This is a genomic window from Roseibium aestuarii (assembly GCF_008477545.1).
Taxonomy (GTDB): Bacteria; Pseudomonadota; Alphaproteobacteria; order Rhizobiales; family Stappiaceae; genus Roseibium; species Roseibium aestuarii.
This window is the reverse complement of the sequence record NZ_VORA01000004.1, coordinates 184917-200480: the sequence shown is the minus strand read 5'-3', so window position 1 is coordinate 200480 and position 15564 is coordinate 184917. Positions and strand designations below refer to the sequence as shown.

Annotated in this window: 15 protein-coding genes; 3 read left to right on the top strand and 12 right to left on the bottom strand. The window is 64.9% G+C overall.

Annotation, left to right across the window (positions count from 1 at the left end; all coding sequences use genetic code 11):
- The first annotated feature begins 1 nt into the window (after position 1).
- The 3 genes from FR728_RS15305 to FR728_RS15295 all read left to right on the top strand — a co-directional run bounded on the left by FR728_RS15305 (position 2) and on the right by FR728_RS15295 (position 1730).
- Positions 2 to 343 carry a copper-binding protein gene (locus tag FR728_RS15305; protein ID WP_149893599.1) on the top strand — a complete coding sequence of 114 codons (342 nt, stop codon included), beginning with the start codon at positions 2 to 4 and terminating at the stop codon, positions 341 to 343.
- Positions 344 to 443: 100 nt separating this feature from the next.
- Positions 444 to 839, top strand: coding sequence for a copper resistance CopC family protein (locus tag FR728_RS15300; RefSeq protein ID WP_149893598.1), 396 nt, complete (start codon positions 444 to 446; stop codon positions 837 to 839).
- Positions 840 to 851: 12 nt separating this feature from the next.
- The gene (locus FR728_RS15295) at positions 852 to 1730 is read left to right on the top strand and encodes a copper resistance D family protein (RefSeq protein WP_149893597.1); all 879 of its coding nucleotides are present in this window, start codon (positions 852 to 854) and stop codon (positions 1728 to 1730) included.
- A 132-nt stretch (positions 1731 to 1862) separates the two neighbouring features.
- Here the strand turns inward: FR728_RS15295 and FR728_RS15290 are convergent, their stop codons facing one another.
- The 12 genes from FR728_RS15290 to FR728_RS15235 form a co-directional block, all read right to left on the bottom strand.
- Positions 1863 to 2705 carry an FAD:protein FMN transferase gene (locus FR728_RS15290; protein ID WP_188318926.1) on the bottom strand — a complete coding sequence of 281 codons (843 nt, stop codon included), beginning with the start codon at positions 2703 to 2705 and terminating at the stop codon, positions 1863 to 1865.
- Positions 2706 to 2884: 179 nt separating this feature from the next.
- The gene (locus FR728_RS15285; RefSeq protein WP_149893595.1) at positions 2885 to 3523 is read right to left on the bottom strand and encodes a nitrous oxide reductase accessory protein NosL; all 639 of its coding nucleotides are present in this window, start codon (positions 3521 to 3523) and stop codon (positions 2885 to 2887) included.
- Positions 3520 to 4350 carry an ABC transporter permease gene (locus FR728_RS15280; protein WP_149893594.1) on the bottom strand — a complete coding sequence of 277 codons (831 nt, stop codon included), beginning with the start codon at positions 4348 to 4350 and terminating at the stop codon, positions 3520 to 3522. The genes FR728_RS15285 and FR728_RS15280 overlap by 4 nt, the downstream gene beginning before the upstream one ends.
- A gap of 2 nt (positions 4351 to 4352) precedes the next feature.
- Entirely contained in the window at positions 4353 to 5285 is a 933-nt protein-coding gene (locus FR728_RS15275) for an ABC transporter ATP-binding protein (RefSeq protein WP_149893593.1), read from the bottom strand.
- On the bottom strand, positions 5282 to 6598 hold the full coding sequence (locus tag FR728_RS15270) for a nitrous oxide reductase family maturation protein NosD (RefSeq protein ID WP_149893592.1): 1317 nt from the start codon (positions 6596 to 6598) through the stop codon (positions 5282 to 5284). The genes FR728_RS15275 and FR728_RS15270 overlap by 4 nt, the downstream gene beginning before the upstream one ends.
- A 2-nt stretch (positions 6599 to 6600) precedes the next feature.
- Entirely contained in the window at positions 6601 to 8508 is a 1908-nt protein-coding gene (gene nosZ, locus FR728_RS15265; RefSeq protein ID WP_149893591.1) for a TAT-dependent nitrous-oxide reductase, read from the bottom strand.
- 23 nt (positions 8509 to 8531) lie between these two features.
- Positions 8532 to 10628: a NosR/NirI family protein gene (locus tag FR728_RS15260; RefSeq protein ID WP_244304674.1), complete on the bottom strand. Its 2097-nt coding sequence runs from the start codon at positions 10626 to 10628 to the stop codon at positions 8532 to 8534.
- Between the two features lie 414 nt (positions 10629 to 11042).
- Positions 11043 to 11282, bottom strand: a complete 240-nt coding sequence (locus FR728_RS15255) for an NnrT protein (protein WP_149893589.1) — start codon at positions 11280 to 11282, stop codon at positions 11043 to 11045.
- Complete coding sequence (locus FR728_RS15250) at positions 11279 to 11473, bottom strand: hypothetical protein (protein ID WP_149893588.1); 195 nt, start codon at positions 11471 to 11473, stop codon at positions 11279 to 11281. The genes FR728_RS15255 and FR728_RS15250 overlap by 4 nt, the downstream gene beginning before the upstream one ends.
- Before the next feature lies 1 nt (position 11474).
- Positions 11475 to 13388, bottom strand: a complete 1914-nt coding sequence (locus FR728_RS15245) for a nitric oxide reductase activation protein NorD (protein ID WP_149893587.1) — start codon at positions 13386 to 13388, stop codon at positions 11475 to 11477.
- Positions 13389 to 13397: 9 nt separating this feature from the next.
- On the bottom strand, positions 13398 to 14204 hold the full coding sequence (locus FR728_RS15240; RefSeq protein WP_149893586.1) for a CbbQ/NirQ/NorQ/GpvN family protein: 807 nt from the start codon (positions 14202 to 14204) through the stop codon (positions 13398 to 13400).
- Positions 14201 to 15556 carry a cbb3-type cytochrome c oxidase subunit I gene (locus tag FR728_RS15235; protein WP_149893585.1) on the bottom strand — a complete coding sequence of 452 codons (1356 nt, stop codon included), beginning with the start codon at positions 15554 to 15556 and terminating at the stop codon, positions 14201 to 14203. Before FR728_RS15235 ends, FR728_RS15240 begins: the two co-directional genes overlap by 4 nt.
- Positions 15557 to 15564 lie beyond the last annotated feature (8 nt).

Sequence of the window (15564 nt, the reverse complement as noted above, 5' to 3'; positions counted from 1 at the left end):
CATGAAAACCCTTGCCCTTGCAGCGATCCTGAGTTTTGCGGCTCTGCCGGCCGCGCTTGCCCAATCCTCCCACGGGATGGATCATTCCTCCATGCACATGGAGCCGAAGCAGATGGAAGGCGCCGTTCATGCCAAGGCGGTGATCAATTCGATCGGTGACGGCACCGTCAACGTGAGCCATGATCCGATTCCGGAGATCGGCTGGCCGGCCATGACGATGGACATGCCGCTTCTGGCGGATGCCCGGATGATGGGAGACGTGAAGGAAGGCGACAGTGTCACGATCATGCTGATGAAAGGCGATGACGGCATGTACGCGATCGGCGCCATCATGCCGAACTGACACCGCCGGGACCGCCGCCCCGGCTGATGCCACGGCGGCGGTCCTCCCTCTCACTTCCCCCAACCAGACAGGCCATCGGCCTGAGAAGAAAGGTTTGACCATGACGACCGTCCGGCCCCTGCGCCCCGCCAACCTGACGCGCGCCATCGCCCTCGCCGTCACCATCGCGTCTCCGCTTGCAATCGTCCCTGCGACAACCGCGCAGGCCCATTCGAGCAAGGAGTCCACGACGCCGGCTGATGGGGCAACGGTGACCGCCACACCGCACCTGATCGCCATCGGGTTCAATGCCCCGATGCGCATCACCATGCTTCGCCTCACCGATGGGAACGACACGGAATTTCCCGTGACCCGGTCCGACAACATGGAGCCGGTGACGCGCTTCGAGGCGGTGCCCCCAGCCATGCCAGCCGGCGCCTACACGGTGGAATGGCGCGGCCTCTCTTCAGACGGTCACGCCATGAGCGGCCGCTTTTCCTTCACTATTGCCAACTGATGAGCCCCGGCGATGCTGCACCTGGTTGCTTCCGATGGCCTGACCGTGTTGTCCATCATCGTGAAGGCTCTGGCCTACGCAACGACGCTGATCAGCGCGGGAAGCATCCTGATCGCCTGCATGCTCTCGTCCCTGAGCGAAGATGACCGCCGTCATCTGGCGCGCCTTGCCGGTGGCCTGGCGTTCGTTGCCGCCATCGCAACGACCCTGCGCATCCCCTTGCGGGCAAGTTTCCTGATGGGGGGCGCCCTCGAGGGGACCTTCGATCCCATGATGCTGGCAATGGTTGCCGAGAGCCCGCTGGGAACGAGCGTCGCAGTGCGACTGGCGGGTCTTGGCCTGATCCTGCCAGCGCTTCTCCCGCACCGCTGGACATGGCCGGTCGCCTGCCTCGGGGCCTTCATTGCCTGCGCGTCCTTCTCCCTGCGCGGCCACGCGATGAACGAGCCGAGACTTCTGCTCGGTCTGCTTGTCACGCTGCATATGCTTTGTCTGGCCTTCTGGCTTGGGGCATTCGCACCCTTGCTTCGCCTCAACCGGGAGGCGCACGCCGACCGGCTCGGCCCGGTCGCGGAGGAATTCGGGCGTAAGGCGCTCTGGGCCGTCGGCGGTCTCGCGTGTGCCGGTGGCGCGGTCCTGTGGATCTTCGGCGGCTCCGACCTGCGGTTCTTCCTGAGCCCCTACGGACAGCTGCTCCTGGTGAAGCTCATGCTCTTTGCGGGTGTGCTTGCTCTCGCCGCAGTCAACAAGATTCGCCTGACGCCTGCCATCCTTGCCGGAAACCGGTCGGCGCGCGCAAAACTGAGGGTCTCCGTACGCCTCGAAGCGGCCCTCATCCTCGCGATCCTGCTGACGACCGCCGCAGTCACAACCGTCACCTCACCGGGTTGAGCAGGGTTTGCAAAGCTGTCCTGTGTTGCCCAGAGCCTTGATCTCCGATCGGGATCCGGGATGCAAACCTCCCCCTGCCGGGGCCATGGCGCTCCAATCTGTTGTCTCCACTGTCGTTGCAATCGGGGCGGGTCAACCCTGCTTCAGCCAGTGCGCATGACCGGCGCTGTCGATCACCCTTGCCCTGGTGCCGGGGTTTTCCGCAAGGACCTTCAGAAGATGGGCGGGAGGCATCACGAGCGCCGCGGTGGAGAGGCCATCGGCAAGGGCTGCTGACGGGGCGATGACGCTGACGGCCCGCAGCCGAGACGCTGTCGCAGGGCGGCCGGTGCGCGGATCCAGCACATGGCCGGCACCCAGCGGCCCGCCCGAAAGATCGCCGGCCACGCTCGAACTGGCGACGGCGAGATCAACGAGACGGATGGTTTCACCCTCTGAGCGGTCATGATCGGGAGACAGACGCACCGGCCATCCTTCATCACCGGCGTGCAACGCGCCGTCCATTGCCGAGCCGCTGGCCCGGATCTCTCCCATGTCCACGACAATGTCCGACAGGCCCTCGCGCCGAAGGAGATCGGTCACCCGGTCGGTGACATAGCCTTGGGCGATTCCGTTCAGGGTCAGGCCCATGCGAGGGCGCGCGAACCGAATGCGCGACGGCTCAAAAGAGACCCGGTCGAAGCCGATCAGGGTACGCAGTTGTTCAAGGCGCTCCTTATCAAGGGTCGTCCCGGTTGAGGCTGCCTCCGCATAGGCGGTCCACAGAGGCTGGACCGTCGGATCGAAGAGCCCGTCGCTCTGCCGGTAGAGCCTGTCGCAGAGGGACAGCAGGTTGAGCAGCTCGAGTGGAGGAGCCGGCAGGTCGCCGGTCCGGTTGAGCCGCACCAGCGCACTCTCCGGTCGATAGAGGCTGAAGATATCCTCCAGCCGGTCCAGCTCCCTCTCGACCTTGCGGAAGATCCGCTGCGCTGCCACGCCGTCGCCGCCGCGCAGGTGCAGCTCAGCAGGGGCGCCGAGCGCAATTCCCTTCCAACGCCAGATGGGGGCCGCGGGCTCTGGGATCCCGGCCCACCCAGCCGATGTCAACGCGCTGCCTGCCAGGGCACAGGCCGCGATGCGAAGAAACCGGCGGCGGCTTGGTCTCATGTCGACCATCAGAGATTCTCCATTTCGTGTGCAGGCGCGTGAAGGCGTCCAGGCAGGCCCGCCGACCGTCTTTCCTGAGAGGAGACTGCCGGGGGCGGCACGGCGACAGCACCGGAAGTCCCTTGCGGACCGGTCACATCGACGACCGGCGCCAGAACGTAAGCGTCCGGGATCTCTGTGAGCCGGACCACGCGCCCGCCCCGGTCACGAACAAGGGCGTCTGCCGCCTCCCGGGTGCCGAAGGGAATGGCCTCGGGCGCGCCCATGCCGCCCAGCTGACGGCTTTCGATGACGAACCAGGCGTCGTCCGCGAGGATCCAGTTATCCGGACCGGGCTCTGCCCAGTTCTTCGCCACCGCCATGTCATTCACATAGATCGCGATATAGTCCCGGGGCTCTTCCGGAAGCCGGGTGAAGGCGACCGCGTCGCGCACCTGCGTGAACCAGAGCGGCGCGGGATTTCCGGCGAGATGGATCTGCGCCTTCGGCCCGTCATGCTCGAGGACACCCATCTGGCAATAATGGCCGGCCGCCTCGACGGTCAGGGTCACCGGCGCGGGACGCGCGACGACGGCCTCTTCCTGACACGCGGAAAGAAGCGGAAGAAGGACAGATGCGGCCAGGGCCGCAAGAGATCTGGTGATCATGGGACGATCCTCCGGACCATAAGGACGGCAAGGCAGAGGGTTGCTGCGGCTACGGACAGGATGGACGCAAGCGCCAGTTCCGGCGCAAACGGCAGGCTGTCGGCCACCCCGGCCATGCCGCCGACCAGGTCGCTGGCGCCGAGAGCCGCAAGATTGAAGAGCCGGAACGCGTCGGCCGGATTGAGCAGAAGCGCGACCGGGAAGACACTGGGCGAGAGGCTGTCTACGGCACCGCTGACCAGAAGGCCGAGCAGAGCCAGATCGTAGAGCACCACAAGGGCGAGCCAGGCCACGATGGCCAGCGCGGCCGCCGTGCTCGCCTGACGCACGGAGGCGCTCAGCACATAGCCGATGGCGAGAAAAGCCAGGCCGAGCAGGGTGGACGTGCCGATCAGCCGGGCAAAGTCCAGCAAACCCGCCATTTCCCCTTCCCCACTGCTCCAGAGCAGGGCCGCTGTGAGACCGTAACCGATGCCAAGGGACAGGGAGAGCACACAGAAGTGACCGACGCACTTGCCAAGCAGGAACTCCGCCCGCGACAGGGGCGAGGACAGGAGAAGGAGCAGCGTGCCCCGATCAATTTCGCCAGCCACCGCGTCGAAGGCGAGAAGCAGGGCGATCAGCGGCACCAGATAGACGGAGAGGCTGGCCAGCGAGGCCACCGTCACCGTCATCCGGTCGATCCCGAGCGGACCGGCCGGGGCCGAGCCCAAGAGAGCCAGCGCGAGAGAGAACCCCGCCAGAATGAAGGTGGCAAGCACGATCCAGCGATTGCGCATGCCGATGCGCAGTTCCAGAGCGGCGACGGTCAGGATACGCCCGAGCATGTTCAGGCTCCCTTGTGCTGTGAGGCGGCGCGACCGGTGTCGGTCGTGGCGATGCGGGAAAAGTGGCGATAGACATCGTCCAGGCTCGGGTCATGAACATCGAGGTCCTGCACCAGGTCTCCCAGAGCGGCGATCTGCGCGAGGCGGCCGATCTTCTCTGCCGGAGTGCACAGGAGCTCGACCGAACGCCCGTTGACGCGCTCGCCGCCCAGCCGGCTGGCGACTTCGGTCACCGTCTCCTCCCCGGCACGGACCTTGAGGCGGATGGGCAGACCGGCGGCGCGACGCAGATTGGCCAGCGTATCATCGGCGACCATCTGCCCGGCGGAGAGAATGAGGATACGGTCGGTGCGGGCCTCCACCTCTGTCAGCGCATGGGACGACAGGAGGACCGTTGCCCCTTCCGCCGCCACTTCCTCGACGAGTGCATAGAAATCCTGGCGCGAGATGGGGTCGAGACCGCTCGTGGGCTCGTCGAGCAGAACCAGACCCGGCCGACCGATGAGGGCCTGAGCCAGACCCAGCCTCTGACGCATGCCCTTCGAATAGGTGCCCAGACGACGGTCTGCGGCCTCCGCCAGGCCGACCCGGTCGAGCAGGGAAAGCGCCTTGCGCGGCGCTTCGCCCTTGAGCCTTGCGTAGAAGCGGATCACCTCTGCTCCGGTCAGGTTCTTCTGGAACGCCACCGCCTCCGGCAGGAAGGCAGTGGCGCATCGGGCCGCCCGCGAGCCGGGGCGATGTCCGAGCACCGCGATCTCGCCGCAGTCGGGGTCCAGGAACCCGAGGATCATCTTGAAAAGGGTGGTCTTGCCCGCACCATTGTGACCGAGCAGGGCGACACGCTCGCCCGGTTGCAGGGCAAAGCTCACATCGCGAATGATGGCGCGACGGTCGAAACTCCTGTCGACCCCCGCCACACACAGGGCCGGTGTCATGACGCACCTCCGTTTTCGTGGGTCATCTGCCTGTCGACGCCGGCATCGCGCGCCTGTGCGGCTGGCGGATGCATGAGCGGCGCGCGATCGATGATGCCGCCGGGCATCAGGGCGGGAAACTGGGACTGGGTCCAGCGCAGGAGCTGGACCGCGGGGCTGCCCAGAAGCAGCTTCGCCGAAGGCTGGGTCCAGAGGATCTGGTCCATCAGGTCGTTGGGGCGGTAGGCGGTCTCGGCGATGCCATCGCCATTGGTGTCGAAGGCCGCGTGATCGCTCCAGTAATTGCCGCGCCCGCCCGCGCTCCAGTCCAGATCCCGGGTCCCGACATATTTGACCTGGGTTCGGTTGCCGAGGAAGGCATTGCCGACAAAGAGATTGTCGGCCGACCCGGCGGTGAAGTGAATGCCGATGGGGCAGCGTTCGAACCGGTTGCCACGCACCTGGTTCTTGTTCGCATTGTACATGAAGAGGCATTTCTCGCCGCCTTCGCGGACGAGGTTGTCCTCCACGACCGAAAGATTGGCGTAATTGAGCATGAGACCATGCTGACGATCGCCGACGGATTCGTTGCCGCGGATGGTCAGCCGGTCGGAAAACATGAGGGCATAGCCGATGTCATTGCCGATGGAGACATTCCCCTCGATGACCCCGTCATTGCCGTGCATGTAGTGAATGGCGAAGCGCAGCTTCTCGAAACGGTTGGCGCGAAACGTGTCGTCAGAACTGGTGTTGACGAAAATCCCGTCCCGGCCATAGCGGATGGTGTTGCCTTCCGCGATCAGGCCCGGCGCATTCCAGACGTAGATCCCGTTGCCGCGTTCGTTGACCCGCAGATCCTGCCGGCCTTCGATCAGGTTGCCGAAGACCCGCGTGTCGATCGCGCCGTGAACGTCCACGCCGACCAGATTGTCGAGCAGCCGATTGTCGCGCACCACCGCGCCCCGGACGCCCTTGAGCAGCCGGACCGCAGCATCGTTGAATTCGTGGGAGAGACCCGACCCGCGGATGGTGAGACCGGTCACGGTCACAGTGTCCGCGGCAATGGTCACCACGCTGCCCTCCCCCGAGCCGACCAGAACGGCCTGGCCACCGCCGTCGAGAACGAGAGACCGGTCGATGACGACCGGCCCGGAATGGGTGCCGGGCGCAAGCCGGAGATGGTCTCCGGCTTGCGCGGTCATGATGGCATGAGCGAGCGCTCCCGGCTCTGCGGGCACCTGCAGCTCGGCCGAGTGTGCCGGGTGCAACCAGAGTGCTCCGACCATCCAGACTGCGAGTTGCCGGACGAACCCGGCCTTGCGGGAGCGTCTCATCGTCAGGCTCCCCGGGGCTCGACGAACATGCGGCCGCGCATTTCCATGTGCAGCGCATGGCAGAACCACTGGCAGTAGAACCAGTGAACGCCGGGACGCTCGGCGATAAAGGTCACGGAGGCGGTCGCCTGCGGAGCGACTTCCATGGCCACGCCGTGGTTCGACATGCAGAACCCGTGGGTCAGATCGTCAATGTCATCGAGGTTGGTGACATAGACCGTGACCTCGTCCCCCTGCTTGACCGTGAATTTCTCCAGGCCGAAGGTCGGGGCGACCGACCACATGTAGACGCGCACCTTGTTGCCGTCGCGAATGACCGTGCAATCGCTTTCGAGGTCGACCCCATCGGCCTTGGCCTGGGCAACCGCGTCGGCGAACATCGGGTCGTCCCGCTTCCAGGCGGTCGCCGGGTTCACCTTGGAGCGATGGACGATGATGCTGTCATGGGGCTCGGCAAAGGTCGGACCGTCATGCACCACCTTCATCTCGTCGCTGCTGATGTCGATGAGCTGCTCGTTCTCGGGCTTCAGCGGACCGACGTTGAGGAACCGGTCCTTGGAGAACTTGTTCATCGAGATCAGCCACTTGCCGTCCGCCTCGGAGGTTTCCCCCATCGAGGTGGAGTTGTGGCCGGGCTGGTACTGCACGTCGACCTTGGAGATGATCGGGTCAACGGCTTCACCGGCATAGGCGCGGATCGCCTTGTCGATGTTCCACTTCACGACCTGGCTGTCGAGGAACAGGGTGGTGAAGGCGTTGCCCTGACCGTCGAAGGCGGTGTGAAGCGGGCCGAGACCGAGTTGCGGCTCGCCCACGACTGCGGACCGCGGGTCCGCATTGTCGGAGAAGAGCGCATCGAGCTTGGTCACGTCGATGATGGAGACCGTCGGCGACAGCTTGCCGTTGATGACGATATGCTGCTTGTCCGGCGCGGCGTTCACCCCGTGCGGGCTGTTCGGGATCGGGATGTAGCGGGTGTATTTCTGGTCCTTGCCCTTGCGGCCGTCGACCACCTTGACGCCGTTCAGCTCCTGGAAGTCGCCGGCCGCGATGCCCTTCTCGATTTCCTTGATGTTGAACACGACGACATGGTCCAGCTCGCTGGCGGTCATTTCGGCCAGGTTCATGCCGTTTTCGGAATTGTAGCTGGTGGAGAAGGCATAGTTGCCCTGGTAGTCGCAATCGACGTTGTCCAGGTTGCCGGTCACGATCACCTGCCACGCCACTTCCATCTTGTCCCCGTCGATGGCGGAGAAGATGTTCACGTACTGGGAGGGATCGTCCAGGATCTTGCCATCGTTGACGAGGGGGGCCTCGTGCTCGGAGTTGGCGAAGACATAGCCGGTGCGCGGGTATTTCTGCGGGCGCATGCCATGGATGTCATGGGCGTTCGGGATCTCGATGATCTTGTCGCACTTCATGACGTCGCAGCGGACGCGGGCAACGCGGGTGTTGGCCTTGTCGTTCATGAAGAGATAGCGACCATCGTAGGTACCTTCCGTGAAGGACATGTGCGGATGGTGCAGGTCGCCGTTGTCGTAGGTCACCTTGCCCTGAACCGCCAGCATGGCCTTCGTCTCTTCGGTGAGGCCTTCGGTCAGGATCTTCAGGGATTCATTGGTCTGCCCCCAGCCGGTGGCGGAGCAGCGGTTGAAGACCGGAACGCGCATCAGCTCGCGCATGGACGGGATGCCCAGGATGCGCAGCTCGCCCGACTGACCGGAAGACCAGAAGCCGTAATATTCGTCCAGCTCGCCCGGGGCGAGTTCGTTCTTCGCGCCACCTTCGGCCGCGCGGGCCGGCAAGCTGCCATAGGCCAGGGCGCCCATGCCACCGACGAGCGCTGCCCCCGCTGTGCCGCCGAGCAGACCACGGCGGGACACACCCTTCTTTTCCGTCTCATGTTCCATGACAATACTCCTCTGAATGATCCCTATTGGGCCGGAGCCGCAGCCGAAGTGGCATCGCGGGGTTCCGGTCTGGAGAGACCCGTCTGCACCTCGAAGCGCTTGCGCTTGGCGAGTTTCTTGATGCAAACGGGACATTTCTGATCGTGCTGGTACAGAACCTGGCAATGCAGGCAGTTCAGGCACTCGTTGGGATTGATGTGACCTTCGGGATGGATGGCCTGGACCATGCACTCCTTGGCGCAGCGCTGGCACGGATTGCCGCAGTCGCGGTAGCGCTTGAGCCAGTCGAACATGCGCAGCCTTGCCGGGATCGCCAGCGCCGCGCCGAGCGGGCAGAGATAGCGGCAGTAGAAGCGCTCGACGAAGAGGCCGGCCAGAAGCAGCGCCCCCGCGAAGGCAACGAAGGGCCAGCTTCTCTGAAACTTCAGGATGATCGCCGTCTTGAAGGGCTCGACCTCGGCGTAATGTTCCGCCACATCGAGGGAATAGAGCGACAGACCGAAGAGACCGAGGAAGATCATGTACTTGATCGGCCACATCCGCTCGTGCAGACCCCAGGGCAGTTCCCATTGGGGGATGCGGCAGAGCTTCGCCAGACGGTTGCTCAGTTCCTGAAGCGCGCCGAAGGGGCAAAGCCAGCCGCAATAGGCGCCTCGACCCCAGAAGAGGAGCGCGGCTGCGACGGCGAACCAGAGCAGGAAGACCAGCGGATCCATCAGGAAGGCATCCCAGCTGAACTCGCCCGTCACCGCCGCGAAGAAGGCGAGAACGTTGACCACCGAGAGCTGCGCATTCTCGATCCAGCCCAGCCAGACCAGCGTGAAGGCAAGAAACCCGATGCGGAACCAGAAGGTGAAGCGCTCGTTCCGGGTCACCTGCATCTGGAAGAAGAAGACCAGGGTGAGCACGGCGAGGGCCCCGGCGAGCACGAGGACGTCGCTCTTGCGGTCGTGCCAGATACGCTTCCAGAGCATCTGGCGAGCGTCCGTATCGTCGCTGGCCTGAAGATCGGGACCGCTTGCGGAAGCCGAAGCTGCCGGCGCGCTGACCACCGGTTGCAGATACTGCTCGGGCAGACGGTAGCCGAGGTCGAAGGTCAGGAAGACCTTGTCGATGGCCCCGACCTGACGCTGGACCAGGAGCTGCAGCCTGAAATCCTGGGCCGGATCAAATCCGCTTTCGGCCGGAATGACGAAGAGGTCCATTTCGGTGAAAGACGGAGCCCCTTCGGCAAGCACACCCCCGATGCGGGCATGCTGACGATCATGGAAGCGGACGGAAATATCGTTCTGGATCAGCTGGATGCGATCAAAGATCCCGCCCCGCACATAGCCCGATCCCTTGAAGGAGTAGCGCCCGCGCGCCAGCACGGCGACAGCGTGATCCCCCTCCTTGAGGCGCCCCTTCAGATTGGCGTATTCGGCTTCTCCCAGAAGCGACAACCCAATCGAGGGTACGTCGAGCAGCGCCATGTAGAGATCAATGAAAGGCTCGGTCTCCGCGCCCTTCTCGGGCCGCGCGATGGCCCGCTCGTCCCCCTGGACCCGGAAGGCTTCGTTGATCTGACCGATATCCAGCGACAGCCGCCGCACGGACCCGTCGCCCGTCAGGGTCATCCAGTCTTCGGTCGCAGTCCGCGCCGGATCGATGGCACGGGCGGGACCGGTTGCAGCCGCGTCATCGGAAAGACCCCCGAGACCGAGCCTGCGGGCAATCTTCAGACCGCCCCGGACGATCGTGTCGTCGATGACCATGATCGTGACCGTGGCGCCGGAGATGATGTCGAGGTCGTGAGCGGTTCCCGCGTCGGCCTGGGCCTCACGCTTGAGATCGAGCCCCTTGTAGCCCTCGGTAACGGCGCGGATTTCGCTGTCCGGAATGCCGATCAGCACGATCGGCTCGGAATGCTTGACCAAGTGGACACCCGTCAGAACCGCGTCCGGGCCGATGCCAACCAGCGTGTGGATGGGCTTGCCGGAATATCCGGTCGTTGAAACCACATCGGAGGTCAGGAAAACCCAGCCGACGGTCTCCCCACCCTTGAGGGCGGGAACGGCGGGCACATCCTCGCGCAGGGCGCCGTAGGTCTCGGCACCCGGCACGATGTCGGCAACAGGCACCTTGTCGAGAAAGGAGGAGAGCAGCGGTTCGGCTATCGCCGCACCAGACGATCCGGCAAGGCTCGCAACAAGACTGACAAGGAATGCGAGCCAGATGGCGAACCGTGTTCTCCCGCTCGCCCTCGCACCGGCTCGGCCTCCGCCGGCTGCCTCCCTCTTCCGCATACCCATATCCACGTTCCAGACTTGCGGCCAAGCGGCCCTGCAAGCCGGCCGCCCGAAGCCGGGAGGGCCCGCCCGCATGCCTGCCGGCATATTTCGAAGGTCGGAACGATGCTGCCCACGCGTCCTGTGGGGGACGCGGCGCCTGGTCCCGATGGGTGGGACGATAGGTATGTGTGACAGGCCGAACGTTGTTCTGGGACAAACAACTCACGGACTGCCGTTCCGGAATATATTGAAAAGATGCGCCGATCAGGACCGCGGTAAGCGATCGCCTTCGGCCTGATCGATGAGGTTCCGGATGTGGCAGGCAAAAGCCCAGGTGGCGGGGAGCCCCAGAACCAGCCCTCCCGCGAGGGCCTGAGCCGGGGAGAGGACCGGCCAGCCGATCCAGCTCAGGATCAGCGAGGCGAAGAACAGGTTCACCCCCGCCGCTCCCGCCGCGAAGGGATAGATGCCGGCGAGAAGTTTCCAGCCGGGCCGGGTTCTCATCGTCTGGCCACCAGCCAGTGCACCGCCAGCAGGGCAAGCACCAGACCGAGGGACGCAGCAAGGAACCACATCTCCGCCGTTCCTGTCTGCGCATTGGGAACGGGCCGCGAGAAGGCGGCGGCAAGGGCTGCGCGGGTGGGCAGCAGGGCAGTCAGGGCGAGCACTGCCGCCCCCAATGGCACGGCCTTCATCTCAATTCTCCTCGATCAGCGTGGTGTAGATCCTGGGCAGGGCCCTGATCAGACGGGCAGGGTCCGGCAGAAGCGTGAAGCCGGCCCGGCCGAAGATGCGGGCGAACCAGTCCTGCCCGTCCGCATCCACGACGATGCCGTGGACGGACTGCCCGGCCTGGCGCGCCTCGCGCACAGCCATGCGGCTGTCCTCGATGCCGTAAATTCCTTCATAGTGGTCGAGATCGTTCGGCTTTCCGTCCGTCAGCACGAGAAGCAGCTTGCGCGCTGCCTTCTCCTCGTTCAGCCGCGCCGACACATGCCGGATGGCCGTGCCGAGCCGGGTGTAATGTCCCGGCCTCAGGGACGCGATCCGGTCCCGCACCTCTTCCATCATGCGCTGGTCGAACATCTTGCAGCGGGACAGGAACACCCGGTCTCGGCGCAGGGACGAGAACCCCCATACGCCCACCCGGTCGCCTGCGGTCTCGATGCCGGCGGTGAGCGCCAGCAGGGCCTCGCGTGCGGTGTCGATTATGGACCTGTCTCCGATGACCGCCTCGGTCGAACGGGAGCAGTCCATCAGGATCGCCACGGCGAGATCGCGCTCCACGGACTTGGCCTGCCTGTAGATCCGGTCCTGACTTTCGCCGGTCGTGCGCAGGGCGACCCGGCTCGCGACCACCTGATCGAGGTCCAGCTCGGCCCCGTCGACCTGACGCGGCAGCACGACGCGCCCGGGATGCAGAGCCTCGAATTGCCGGCGCACCCGTTCGACGAGGGCGGGATTGGCCTTCGGGTCGTGGCAGGGCTGCCCCGAGGCGTCCGCTTCCAGAACCCGGCATTGGTCGGGCAGGTAAGCGCGTGCACGATGATCCCACTCCGGATAGAGCAGGCCCTCGGACAGCCGTTCGTGCTCGGCATCCTGCGGCGACAGGTCGAGGTGCAGGCGCAGACGGGTCGCGGCCTTCTTGTCCTGCTGCGAGAGGACGAGATCATCCTGATCTTCCGCCGCCTTGGCCGCATTGTCCTCGTCGTCGTCTTCCACCGGACGATGCAGGTTGAGGCTCTCGACCCAGCTCAGGATGGCCTCGAACCGATAGACAATGAAACTGTCCCGACGGTTTGTCTGGTCGCGGTTCTCGCGGCGGGCCATCTTCCTGGTCGTGGTGGCCGCACCCGGAGGCGCCTGACCAGGGTCGTCGGGACAGGCCCCCGCGACGGCCGACCTGCCACCGAGGCGCGGCCAGATGGGGATGTCGGGGGGCGATTGGTAGGATCCGGACGACCTGATGTCCTTCAGATCCAGATGCTCCAGCACGTCGGCCCTCGCGGTCTGGGGCGCATCCCCGCCAAGCGCGTGCCGAACCAATTCGCAAAGGGCGACCTCGTCCGCGCCATGGGGATCGGGCCGCCACAGATCGAGAAGCTCCCGTTTCAGCTCGACATAGGCCTTGAGCAGGCCCGGACATGCAGCGACCACCTGCGCGGTCGCGCGCCCGAGCGCGCGGACCTGCGCCACGTCGGCCGCCAGCGGATCCTCCGGCCAGAGCGGCAGCTGCTCGGTGCGGGCTGCCAGCGCAGCGATCCAGAGATAGGCGGCCCGGTTCAACCCGGCGGAGGAGAAGGTATCGATCCGCGCCGGCAGGTGGAGCCGGCTTCCGTCGAAACGGGCCGGGGTCACCATCTGCCGGGAATCGCCAAGCCGGTGCGCCACGCTCAGGCGGTGACGAGCGGGCACCGGAACCGCCTCGCAGATTTCGATCCCCCCTTCACCACCGAGCGCCCGAAAGAGCACGGCAACGCTGGTCCGGACCTGATCGAGATGGACGGCTTCAGCCTCGTTCCCACGCTCGGCAGCCAGGCGGCTTGCCCAGTCGTGCCACAGATTGCCGACCGCCTCCTCGGGTTCCAGCAGATCGAGGGGATTGAACATGGCCACCTCCTAGCCGTAGACCGAGGCGATCAGGTCCCGCAGGGCCTGCTGCACGTCGGGTTCATCGGTCATGGGCTCGATCACGGCGGCCTCGAGCGCCCGATCGACGGACAGTCCGCCTGCGATCAGCGTGGCCGCATAGATCAGAAGGCGCGTGGAGACCCCCTCTTCCAGATCCATGCCCGAGAGAGTCCGGATGCGCCCCGCGAGCCGCACCAGAACCGCCACGCGGTCGTCCGAAAGGCCGCTCTCGCGTGCGACGACCGCGGTTTCCGTGGCCGGATCCGGGAAGGTGAAGCCGATGGACAGGAAGCGCTGGCGCGTGGAGGGCTTCAGACGCTTCAGAATGTTCTGGTAGCCCGGGTTGTAGCTGGCAACCAGCATGAACTCCGGCGGCGCCTGGAGCAGCTCTCCCGTGCGGTCGATGGGAAGGACGCGCCGGTTGTCCGTCAGCGGATGGAGAACCACCGTGACGTCCTTGCGGGCTTCCACCACCTCGTCGAGATAGCAGATTGCCCCTTCCCGGACGGCCCTCGTAAGAGGTCCGTCCACCCATTCGGTTTCGCCCCCACGCAGCAGGTAGCGACCGATCAGATCCGCCGCCGACAGGTCGTCATGGCAGGCGACGGTGTAGAGGGGCCGGCCAAGGCGTGCGGCCATGTGCTCGACAAACCGGGTTTTCCCGCAGCCGGTCGGCCCCTTCAGAAGAAGGGGCAAACCATTGGTGTAAGCGGTTTCGAAGAGCGTGCACTCATTCCCGACGGGTCGATAGAACGGCACGTCGGTACGATGCAGGGGCGAGGGGATGGCGTTCATGCTGCACCTCCCTCCGGAGCCTGTTCGGCCTTGCCCTGGGCGACGAGTTCACGACCCGGCACAAGCAGGCTGTAGATGAACAGGAGAGCCCCCAGAACCACCGCGACCCCGGCGCCGAAGCGCATCATGTAGAAGAGGTCGAGCTGGCTCTGCACGTCCATGTAATAGTCGCCCATCACCCGCTGCAGATGGGTCTGGATCGTGCCGGCGAAGGTGAGAACGAAGGTCATGAAGGCCACGCCCCCGGTCATGAGCCAGAAGCTGGCCATGTTGAGGACCTGATTGTAGGGCTCCCGCCCGCGCAGGACCGGCATGGCATAGGTGAAGATCGCCAGGTTCAGGGCGACATAGGCGCCATAGAACGCCAGGTGCCCGTGGGCTGCCGTCACCTGAGTGCCGTGGGTGTAGTAGTTGACCCCGTGCAGGGTGTGCAGGAAGCCCCAGACACCCGCGCCAAAGAAGGCAACCGTCGACGAACCGAGCGACCACAGGAGCGCGGCCTTGTTGGGATGGTTGCGACGGCCCTTCCAGACCATGAGAAAGGCAAAGCTCATCATGGCGAAGAACGGGGCGACTTCCAGCGTCGAGAAGATGGAGCCGATCCACTGCCAATAGGCCGGCAGACCGATCCAGTAGAAGTGGTGACCGGTTCCCAGAATGCCCGAGAACAGGGCGGTGGCCACGATCACATAGAGCCACTTCTCGATGACTTCCCGGTCGACACCGGTCAGCTTCAGAAGCAGGAAGGCCAGGATCGCGGCCATCACCAGTTCCCAGGTGCCTTCCACCCACAGATGGACAATGAACCACCAGTACATCTTGTCGAGGCTGAGGTTCGAGGGATTGATGAAGGCAAAGATCCACAGCAGCGACAGCATCCACAGCCCCATGAGGAGCACGTTGGTGATTGCCGTCTTGCGCCCGGCCAGAACGGTCAGCGAGATGTTGACGAGGAAGATCACCGCCGCGACGAGAATGCCGAGCTTGACCCACAGGGGCTGTTCGAGAAACTCGCGGCCACCGTGGATGCCGACCAGATAACTGACCACGGCGCCCAGCGTGCCCACCACGAGGATCGCCAGCTGGATCCAGGCCAGTTTCACCGAATAGAGCTCACGCTCGCTTTCCTCGGGCACCAGATAGTAGGCGGCACCGAAGAACCCGAGCAGCAACCACACGATCAGTGAGTTGGTGTGGAGCATGCGGATGACATTGAAGGGCAGAAGCTCCGACAACGTGTTTGGAGAGACGTAGATCCAGCCTGCGAGCAGACCGCCCAGCACCTGGATCGCGAACAGGGCCATCGCCACGAGAAAATAGGCGAGAGCGACCTTCTGGGATGCGTATTTCATGATGAACC

What these genes read in the sequence shown, in the direction of transcription:
- FR728_RS15255 (WP_149893589.1), bottom strand. Translation starts at nt 11,282, where the DNA reads ATGAGAACCCGGCCCGGCTGGAAACTTCTCGCCGGCATCTATCCCTTC.
- FR728_RS15305 (WP_149893599.1), top strand. Translation starts at nt 2, where the DNA reads ATGAAAACCCTTGCCCTTGCAGCGATCCTGAGTTTTGCGGCTCTGCCG.
- FR728_RS15300 (WP_149893598.1), top strand. Translation starts at nt 444, where the DNA reads ATGACGACCGTCCGGCCCCTGCGCCCCGCCAACCTGACGCGCGCCATC.
- FR728_RS15245 (WP_149893587.1), bottom strand. Translation starts at nt 13,388, where the DNA reads ATGTTCAATCCCCTCGATCTGCTGGAACCCGAGGAGGCGGTCGGCAAT.
- FR728_RS15280 (WP_149893594.1), bottom strand. Translation starts at nt 4,350, where the DNA reads ATGCTCGGGCGTATCCTGACCGTCGCCGCTCTGGAACTGCGCATCGGC.
- FR728_RS15250 (WP_149893588.1), bottom strand. Translation starts at nt 11,473, where the DNA reads ATGAAGGCCGTGCCATTGGGGGCGGCAGTGCTCGCCCTGACTGCCCTG.
- FR728_RS15295 (WP_149893597.1), top strand. Translation starts at nt 852, where the DNA reads ATGCTGCACCTGGTTGCTTCCGATGGCCTGACCGTGTTGTCCATCATC.
- FR728_RS15240 (WP_149893586.1), bottom strand. Translation starts at nt 14,204, where the DNA reads ATGAACGCCATCCCCTCGCCCCTGCATCGTACCGACGTGCCGTTCTAT.
- FR728_RS15270 (WP_149893592.1), bottom strand. Translation starts at nt 6,598, where the DNA reads ATGAGACGCTCCCGCAAGGCCGGGTTCGTCCGGCAACTCGCAGTCTGG.
- FR728_RS15285 (WP_149893595.1), bottom strand. Translation starts at nt 3,523, where the DNA reads ATGATCACCAGATCTCTTGCGGCCCTGGCCGCATCTGTCCTTCTTCCG.
- FR728_RS15235 (WP_149893585.1), bottom strand. Translation starts at nt 15,556, where the DNA reads ATGAAATACGCATCCCAGAAGGTCGCTCTCGCCTATTTTCTCGTGGCG.
- nosZ (WP_149893591.1), bottom strand. Translation starts at nt 8,508, where the DNA reads ATGGAACATGAGACGGAAAAGAAGGGTGTGTCCCGCCGTGGTCTGCTC.
- FR728_RS15275 (WP_149893593.1), bottom strand. Translation starts at nt 5,285, where the DNA reads ATGACACCGGCCCTGTGTGTGGCGGGGGTCGACAGGAGTTTCGACCGT.